The organism is Stieleria sp., assembly GCF_041595215.1.
GTDB lineage: Bacteria > Planctomycetota > Planctomycetia > Pirellulales > Pirellulaceae > Stieleria > Stieleria magnilauensis.
The window spans coordinates 1-8802 of sequence record NZ_JBFHKV010000269.1 but is presented as its reverse complement, the minus strand read 5'-3'; the positions used below and the strand labels follow the sequence as shown (position 1 = coordinate 8802).

The window sequence follows — 8802 nt, the reverse complement described above, 5'->3', positions numbered from 1 at the left end:
TCCGCGCAGGGGGAATGAGTTTGTTTGATCACCTGTCGACGGAGATTTGCCTGACGTTTGCGGCGATCGCAGGATTGCTGTTGCTTGCCAACGTGATCCTCCTCTTGCGCAAGCGCGCCGATCCCGACCGCGATGACACCGAATTAGTGCTTCGCGTCCGAACGTGGTGGATCATCGTCGGCTGCTTTACCTTCATGATTGCCGTTTCCAGAACGACTGCAGTCGCTTTCTTAGGATTCGTCAGCTTCCTCGCGTTCAAGGAGTTTTTGTCACTCATCCCGACGCGGCGGGCCGATCATCGTGTGTTGTTCTGGGCTTACCTGGCGATCCCGTTTCAGTACTGCTGGGTTGCGATCGCCTGGTACGAGATGTTCGTGATCTTTATTCCGGTCTACATGTTTCTGGGACTTCCGACTCGCATGGTGTTGATCGGCGAAACCAAGGGGTTTCTGCGGGCGATCGGGACAGTTCAATGGGGGCTCATGACAACGGTTTTCAGCCTCTCGCATGCGGCAATGTTGATGATGATCCAGCCGAGTGAATCGGCCCGCGTCACCGTGGTTTGGGCTGACGAAGCCTCCAAGGCATCCGGCGGTGCGGCTCTGTTGGTGTTGCTGGTCTTGCTGACTCAGTTCAATGACGTCGCACAATTTTGCTGGGGAAAAACGGTCGGCAAGCGGAAGGTCATTCCAAAGGTCAGCCCGGGCAAGACGGTTGGCGGATTGATCGGCGGCGTCGCGTCCACCGTCGTCTTGGCGGCCTTCGTCGGCCCCTGGCTGACGTTTCTTGACCTGCCGCGATCGCTATTGGCCGGGTTGATCATCGGCGTTGCAGGCTTCGCGGGCGACCTTTCGATTTCCGCACTCAAACGCGATCTAGGCGTGAAAGATGCCGGCCACACGTTGCCCGGGCACGGGGGAGTCTTGGACCGAGTCGACAGCCTGACCTACACCGCCCCGCTGTTCTTTCATTTCATCTATTATTGCTACGGTTGAACGATGACGGACCTGCTGCGTTTTGTCTATTTTCTGTTCATCGTCCGACCGGTCATTTTGATTGTGATCGGCTTGAATGTCCGCCGTTCAAATCTCTTGCCAGAAAAAGGGCCGGCCGTCATCGTCGCCAATCACAACAGCCACCTCGACACGATGGTCTTGATGACCCTCTTCGGGATGCGGCGGTTGAAGGATGTCCATCCGGTCGCCGCTGCGGATCATTTTTTGCGCAACCGGTTGATGGCATGGTTTTCGACGAAAATTATCGGAATCATTCCGTTGGAACGCGAAGTAAAAGGTGTGCGCCGAGACCCTCTGGCTGGAATCTGCGAGGCACTCGATGAGAACAAGATCCTGATTCTGTTTCCCGAAGGCAGTCGGGGGGCACCTGAGATCCGAGACGACTTCAAAACGGGCATCGCGCACGTCGCCAAACGCTACCCCGAAGTTCCCTTTACGCCCGTTTTCATGCATGGCCTGGGACGTTCGCTACCCAAGGGCGAAGGCATCTTGGTGCCCTTTTTTTGCGACGTGTTCATCGGCCAGCCGGTTCAGTGGACCGGGAAAAAAGACACATTCATGCAAACGATTTGTGATGCCATGAACGAATTGGAAGCGGAAAAAGAAATCCCGCGTTGGGAGCCGTCTTGAGCTGGTAAGCGGCCGCGAGGGGTTCAAAGAATCGGAGCGAACAGGCGTGCAATTTGCGAGATCGCGACGGACCACCAGCGCCGCGCGGCAAGTGCGTCGCGTGTGATTTCTCGTGAATTGGCAAAGTCGTTCGACAGCATCTGTTCGACTTCGTCGGTAAATTCATCGTCGATCGTCAGCACGGTGATTTCAAAATTCAATCGAAACGAGCGGTTGTCGAAATTCGCAGTCCCGATCGCCGAAGCGTAGCCATCGACCAGAACGACTTTCTGGTGCAGAAACCCGTCACCGTACTCGTACACCTTCACTCCGGCCTGAATCACCTGATTGACGTAAGACATCGCGGCGAGCTTGATCCACGGCTTGTCCGGTATCCCGGGGATCAAGACACGCACGTCGACACCGCGAAACGCCGCCAATTGCAGCGCTGTGATTACCCCTTCGTCGGGAACAAAGTAGGGCGTTGCAATCCAAATCCGGTCGTCGGCTGAATTGATGGCATGCGTAAAGAACAACCCGCAGGTCTCGTAGTCATCAGCAGGACCGCTCGGCAGTACAAACACCATCCGGTCATGGTCGGTTGACGGTTGCGGTTCCCAACTGACCGCGGGCATCGTTTCGGTCGCCCAGTACCAGTCTTCGACGAAGGCGAGTTGCGTCGCGAGCACGGCCGGGCCGCTGATCGACAGGTGGGTATCACGCCAGGGAGACAGCCGCGGGTGCTTGCCGATGTATTCATCCCCGACGTTGTGCCCGCCGACGAACGCGATCCGGCCGTCAACGACAACGATCTTGCGGTGGTTACGAAAGTTAATCTGGAATCGGTTTCGCCAACCCCGCGTCGTTCTCATCCCCGTGACGTGGACGCCGGCGGCGGTCAGTTCGTTGACGAACGCTTTGGGGATGCCCCTGGATCCGATGTCGTCGTACAACAGGTAGACCGACAAACCACGTTTCGCCTGCGCGATCAGCCGGTCTTTCAGCTGTCGCCCCAGCGAGTCATTGTGGATGATGAAGAACTGAACCAAGATGTAAGTGGTGGCCGCATCGATTTCCGCAAAGATCGCATCGAAGGTGGCTTGCCCGTTGACCAACAGACGGGTGTCGTTGTTTCGAGTGAATCGCATCCGGGCGAGTTGTTCCAACGCGCGCGCGTCCCCAAACCGCGAGCCCAGGTCGACGGCGTAAGGCGCCAATTTGCGGCGGACGTCGTCCAAGTTTTCGATCGCATCGCTGGTCCTGTCACGACGCAAATCGACGTAGCCTTGAAATTTATTGCGTCCAAAAATCCAGTACGCAGGAACCGCAAAAAAAGGCCACGTGATCAGAGTGATCGCCCAGGCGACGGCACCCTGTGAGGTCCGAGTCGTCATCACCGCCTGGACGGCGGACACAATGCCGAGCACCACGAAAACAAAGACGGTGGCGCCGAAAAGCGACAGGTTAGTGGGCGAGGGATCGATCATGTACCAATTGTATTGACTGGCAAGCCGGATGCTTACCCCACTAGTGCTCCGTCAACTTTTAGATTGAGGGTGCCGCGGAAAAGGGGTCAGGTACCAAAAATGCGAAGCACCCGTCGGGCCATTTGGTTTTTGGTACCTGACCCCTTTTCCGCTCGATAAACGCAACCCCAAGTTCAAATCTGGACAGAGCACTAGGACGCGCGATTCAGCAGAACCACGATGTCCTTGGCGAGCGTGTCGATGACGGCCAGATCGAGCAGGCCATCTTGATTGAAGTCTGCCAAGGCCATTTCCATCGGGTTTCCGCCGACGCTGAATCGAAGTTCATCGGCAAACGTTCCGTCACCGTTCCCCAGGTAAACGGAAAGATGCCCGTCGAAACGATTCGAAATCACCAAGTCAATGTTGCCGTCGTCATTGAGATCTTCGGCAAGCACGTCCCGCGGTGAGTCGCCGACAGGCAACGTCGCCGCGACAAAGAAATTCCCACTGCTGTTTTGTAGCATGATCGTCACATCATCGCTGTCCTGGTTCGATGAAACCACGTCGATTCGGTTGTCGCCGTTCAGATCCGCAGTCACGACCGCATTAGGAGTTACGCCCGACTGTTCATTCGGGACCAAGTCTTGAAACGCTCCAAAACTGCCATCGGCCTGTTGCAGACTGACCGCCGGAGTGCCGGCCACCAAGTCGCTGCCGATCACGATGTCCAGCAACCCGTCACCGTTGACATCAGCGACCGCCGAACCCAGTGCCCTGACAGGTGCCACGATCGAAATCGGGTCCTCAAAGGTGCCGTCGCCATTGCCCATCAGGATGGTGACGGTGCCGGAGATGACGGCGATCAAATCTAATTCGTTGTCTTGATCGAGGTCAACCACTTCAAAGGAACGCGGTGTGCCCTGGAACTGAGAGTGGACTTCGATCGGTGTGCCAAGCGAACCGGTGCCGTCGCCGAGCATCAGGACGATGCCCGAGCCGTTCGATATGGCTACATCCAGATGGGCGTCATTGTCGAACAGGCCGACTCGTGGAGCGAACGGGTTTTGCAAACCGCCGAACATCGTCGGCGCGCCGAATGTGCCGTCCGCGATGCCCAGATTCACGATCACCTGATCCAATTGAAGATTCGTGCTGATCAGATCGAGGATCCCATCGCCGTTCAGGTCTCCCGTCGTCAAGGTCTCGGTGGTTCCGAGGTTCGTGCCATCGGAAACCTCGGCGCGCACCGGCTGCAGAAACGTGCCGTCGCCCAGACCGAACACCATCTCGACTTGGTGCTTGAAAAAATCGACTTGGGTCGGAATCACCACATCCAGATTCTGGTCGAAATCAAAATCCGCCAACAGTGGTTTGATGAAGGCGGTTGTTTTGGAGGTGGAGAAGAGGTTGGTGCTGGAGAAATCACCGGCGCCGTCACCGAGCAACACCGTCAACTGGACTCCGCCGAAGTCACCGACGAGGAGGTCCAGGTTTGAATCTTCGTTGATGTCGCCGACGACGATCGCGTCGGCCTCAATGCTGATCGATTTGACCAATTCGTCGGCAAACGTTCCATCGCCATTGCCGAGCATGACGGAGACGCTGTGGTCAACCCGATCGCCAAAAATCAGGTCCAGGTTTTGGTCGTCGTTCAGATCCGCGAGAGCGACCGCTGACGTCCGAGTCCCCGACGGATCGGGGGTCGTGATCGCCGAAAACGTTCCCGATCCGTTGTTGCTGAAAATCGTGGCCACTTCATTGCGAACGGCGACGACGTCGTGACTGCCGTCACCGGTGACATCGCCGACTGCCGAGTCGAGCGCGGTGAACCCGAACCCGGGATTCAAGACGGTCGTGAACGTTCCGGTCCCTCGATTGAGAAACGTCTTGATCGAGCCGTTGCTCGTCGTCGCAAACACGTCCAGGTCCGAGTCGCCGTCAAAATCTCCGACGGCCAAATGATTGGGATAGGAACCGGTTTCAATCGATTTTCCACCGAATAGGATCTCATCATCGCCGAACGTCCCGTCGCCTTGGCCGAACAAGATCGCCAAGATCTCACGATTGACACTGATGTTGATTTGGAACTGGTAACGAATCAGAACGTCGTCGATTTGATCTCCCGTAAAGTCGCCGACGAACAATTGGGCGGGGATCCCCGTGAGCGGGTCACGGATCGGATCGGCGAAAGTGCCGTTGCCGATGCCCAGGTAGATGTCCAGCGTGTGGAACGGGCCGCCGGGGCCAGGCTCGACGGCGACGGCAAGATCGGGAATCAGGTCGCCGTTGAAATCCCCCGTGGCCGTCGCTAACGCGCCGTCAATGAGCGGCAAGGCAAATCCGGGAAACAGGGGTTCGTTGGTTGCCGGAACAGCGGGCACACTAAAGTCGGTCAGGATCGGCGAACCGCCCAGCGGATTCCCCGGCACATCGCGGACATTGGGTGCATCGATCGTCAATTGGTAGTCGCCGATTTCCAACAATTGATACGTCAGCCGCGCCGACGTTCCGTCGGGAGCAACGAGCAGATTGACCGGTTCGACGAGATTCGATGAAGGACCGGTGACAAAAATGTTGGTCGCGTCGATCAATGCGATCCGTTCAGAAAAATCGATGTCGACGCTCATGAATCCGAGCGGGAATTCATCGTTGTTGGCCAGGCTGATCGAAGAGATTGTCGGCGCGACGTCATCCTTGATCACCTCCAATTCCAACAACTGCGAGAGCGATTGGTTGCCGCCGGTGTCTGTCCCGCGAACCTGCAACATCAGGTTCTCCGATGTCGCACCATCGGTCAGATTCGGCACCAACGCCGTCACATCAAACGGAAACGAAACGTCATTGCGGACCACGATTCCGTTGACCAGCAATTCCACGCTGCGAAGTTGCACATCGTCGCTGACCGATAACTCAATCGGCAACGAACGACCTTCAAACACCTGTATCCCCGCGGACAATGCATCCACATCCGCACTCGACGCATCGATCGAGACGGTCGGGGGAACCCCCTGGTCGTCGAAGGCCAAGAAATTGACGACTTGCAAGCCATCGATACCGTTGGCAACGTAGGCCATGCCGGCGGCGATCACGACGTCCGACGGTGCCGATGGCAAGCTGACACGTGTGCGAAACGTTTCCGCAGTCGTCGCCGTGTTTTCAAGATCGGTGACATCGACAACATCCAAAACCGGCGTGCCGACCGGATTGCCGACGATCAACGCCAGCCCGGTTCCGTTGGCGGCGATCGCAGTCGACGCGCCGACGCTGGGATCCAGAACGTCTGAATCGCTGATCAATGTCGGCGCATCCGGATCCGAAATGTCGACGGTGACGATCCCACCACGGTCGTTGCTTTCCGCCGTCGCAATGGCCACTCCGTCCCAGACGAACAACCGACCGGCGCCGTTGGGAAGTACCACCGATCCACGCGGAGACATCGTCAGCCCGGTGACCTCAATCACCGACAACGTCTTGTCGCTGCCCATCGTGTAGAGCATCGGCCCCAGACGAACGACATCGGTCAACTCGCCGAGATCCAGTTGTTGCAGAATCGTACCGGATTCCATGTCAACGCTGACCAGAGACGTCGAATTCGCGACGAAGGCAATCGAGCCAAAAACGTCCAGGCGATCGGCTTCGATGTCGACCGACCGGATCAACGTTGGAAGCATCGGGTCGGAGACGTCGACCAATTGCAGTCCCCCGGTTCCCGTCGCGACGGCGGCCAAGTTGGCGGACGCGGCGACCGCAACGTCGGTGGCGTCACCAGGTAAATCGAGTTGCCCGAGCGTGATCGGATTCATGGCGTCTGACGCGTCAATGATCGCCAGCCCGTGTGAACCGGTCGCCACATACGCATTCTGAACGGACGTGTCCTCGGTTGACCCGACCAGTTCGATCTCTTTGGCCTGCCCCATCAACGGCAGACTTGCCAGCGTTCCGATCGAAACCGGCAACCCGCTCAGTGGATCGAGTCCCTGCCTCAGTTCCGCGTAGTCGAACACTCCATCGCCGTCGGTGTCGGGATTGGTTGCCGATGTGCCCACGGCGAATTCCGCGTCGTCGGGCAGCAGGTCGCCGTCTGAATCCGGGCTCAGGCTGGCTACGAAAGACGGTTGCGTGACATTCGTCACCACACCGGTGGCGGCCGTTTGCCCGAGCGATTTCGCCACCAATCCCGTGACGGGATCAAACAACGTGACCTCGTAGGCTGCCTGGGCCGTCAAAAAGAACTCATAACTGCCGATCAGGTTGGTGGTCCCACGCAGCACCGGCGCCGCCGACAACGCCGGCATCTCGATCGCGACGAAGTCGTCGCCGATCGAAGCTTGCGGCCCCGAGGCCGGAATGCCGGTCGCAATCACGCCGCGACTGATCACCGGATTGGCCGGATCATCCGACATGAACGTCAGCGTGCCGCCTTGGATACCCAACTGTGTCGCTCGTACCGACACATCGATGTCGATCGATTCATCGACGGCCAACGCGATCGGCGTGTCAGGAAAACCGGCGGGTAGGCCGGCGGGTTGGAATCCCAGCGATCCGGTGATCGACGTGATCGAGAGAGGTTGGTTGCCGGTATTCCGAAGCGTCACAAATTCGGCCCGCGTTTCCGACTGCGCCAACGTGATTCCTCCCGCGTTGTTGTTCTCCAACATGACCGACAATTCGGGGTCGGGCGAGCGCGCATTTCCGGTCAGCCGGATCGTCGTCGGACTGCTCGGGTCATTGCTGGTGATCACCAATTGTGTATCAACCACTCCGCTTTGCGTCGGATCAAAGCTCAGCGAAAACGGATGGGCAGACGTCACCCCCAAAATGCCGTCGGGAACGATCGTGGTGCCATCGTCAAGGCCGTCGATCACGAACCCGCTGTCCGTGTCGGCGATGCGTGCGGAGTGGATCACCAAATTTTCGCCGCCCAAATTCAACAACTCCAGGTTTCGCGTCAGGCTGTCACCGCCCGTCCCGTCCACCAGGATTTCACCGAATTCGAGCAAGTTGAAAACGCCGACAGCGTTGTCGGCGTCCGAGACGCGCAAGGTCGCCGTCGAGAGGCTGGAACTGGGGTTCAGTTGCAGGGCGATGTCATGATCGTCCACCGCTTCGTCGATCGCCAAAGTGACAGTGCGGACCGTCGGTCCGACGACATCAAAGTCGTCCGGCGCGACGATCCCGATGTCAAACTCGCCCGCCAACAAATCATCGAATCGGAAAGCACCGTTTTCGTCGGTGACCACTTCGCGATCGCCGGCCGTCAGCGAACCGCTTCCATCAAGGTCCATGTAGACGACCACGGAACTGACGCTGACGTCGCCCTGTCCGTCGAAGTCGTTGTCATCAAGAACCGCGCCGGCGATGCTCCCTTGTGATCGATTGCCAAGTGACACTGTTTCGGTTTGATTTGCCGCGAGCGTGACGCGTCGCGGTTGGTTCGCCACATCCACGCGACGCACCGAAAACTCACCGGCGGCGAGATCGGTGAATGAGAAGACGCCCTGCTCCGATTCCGGATCGATCGTCTGGTCGTTGTTCAGGTCGACATCAGCGCTGGTCGTAGTCAACAACACGTCTCCCGTGAGCACATCGACTAGTTCGACCGCGATGCCGCTGGCGCCGCTTTCGCCGCTGTCTTGCACACCGTCGCGATTCGTGTCGTCAAACACCTGGCCGGTGATGATTCCGGCCGGAGGAGATTGAGCAGCCAG

4 protein-coding genes are annotated in these 8802 nt (G+C 58.1%); 2 read left to right on the top strand and 2 right to left on the bottom strand.

The genetic code is table 11. The annotated features are described in order from the left end of the window. Both ABX749_RS12430 and ABX749_RS12425 read left to right on the top strand, forming a co-directional pair. Nucleotides 1-995, top strand: a 995-nt coding sequence (locus ABX749_RS12430) for a phosphatidate cytidylyltransferase (protein ID WP_372896269.1), incomplete at its 5' end; no start/stop codon positions are given. 3 nt (nt 996-998) lie between these two features. Next, nucleotides 999-1646, top strand: a complete 648-nt coding sequence (locus ABX749_RS12425; RefSeq protein ID WP_372896268.1) for a lysophospholipid acyltransferase family protein — start codon at nt 999-1001, stop codon at nt 1644-1646. Nucleotides 1647-1669: 23 nt separating this feature from the next. Here the strand turns inward: ABX749_RS12425 and cls are convergent, their stop codons facing one another. Beyond that, complete coding sequence (cls, locus tag ABX749_RS12420; protein WP_372896267.1) at nt 1670-3112, bottom strand: cardiolipin synthase; 1443 nt, start codon at nt 3110-3112, stop codon at nt 1670-1672. Nucleotides 3113-3303: 191 nt separating this feature from the next. Further along, nucleotides 3304-8760: an FG-GAP-like repeat-containing protein gene (locus ABX749_RS12415; RefSeq protein ID WP_372896266.1), complete on the bottom strand. Its 5457-nt coding sequence runs from the start codon at nt 8758-8760 to the stop codon at nt 3304-3306. Nucleotides 8761-8802: the final 42 nt, after the last annotated feature.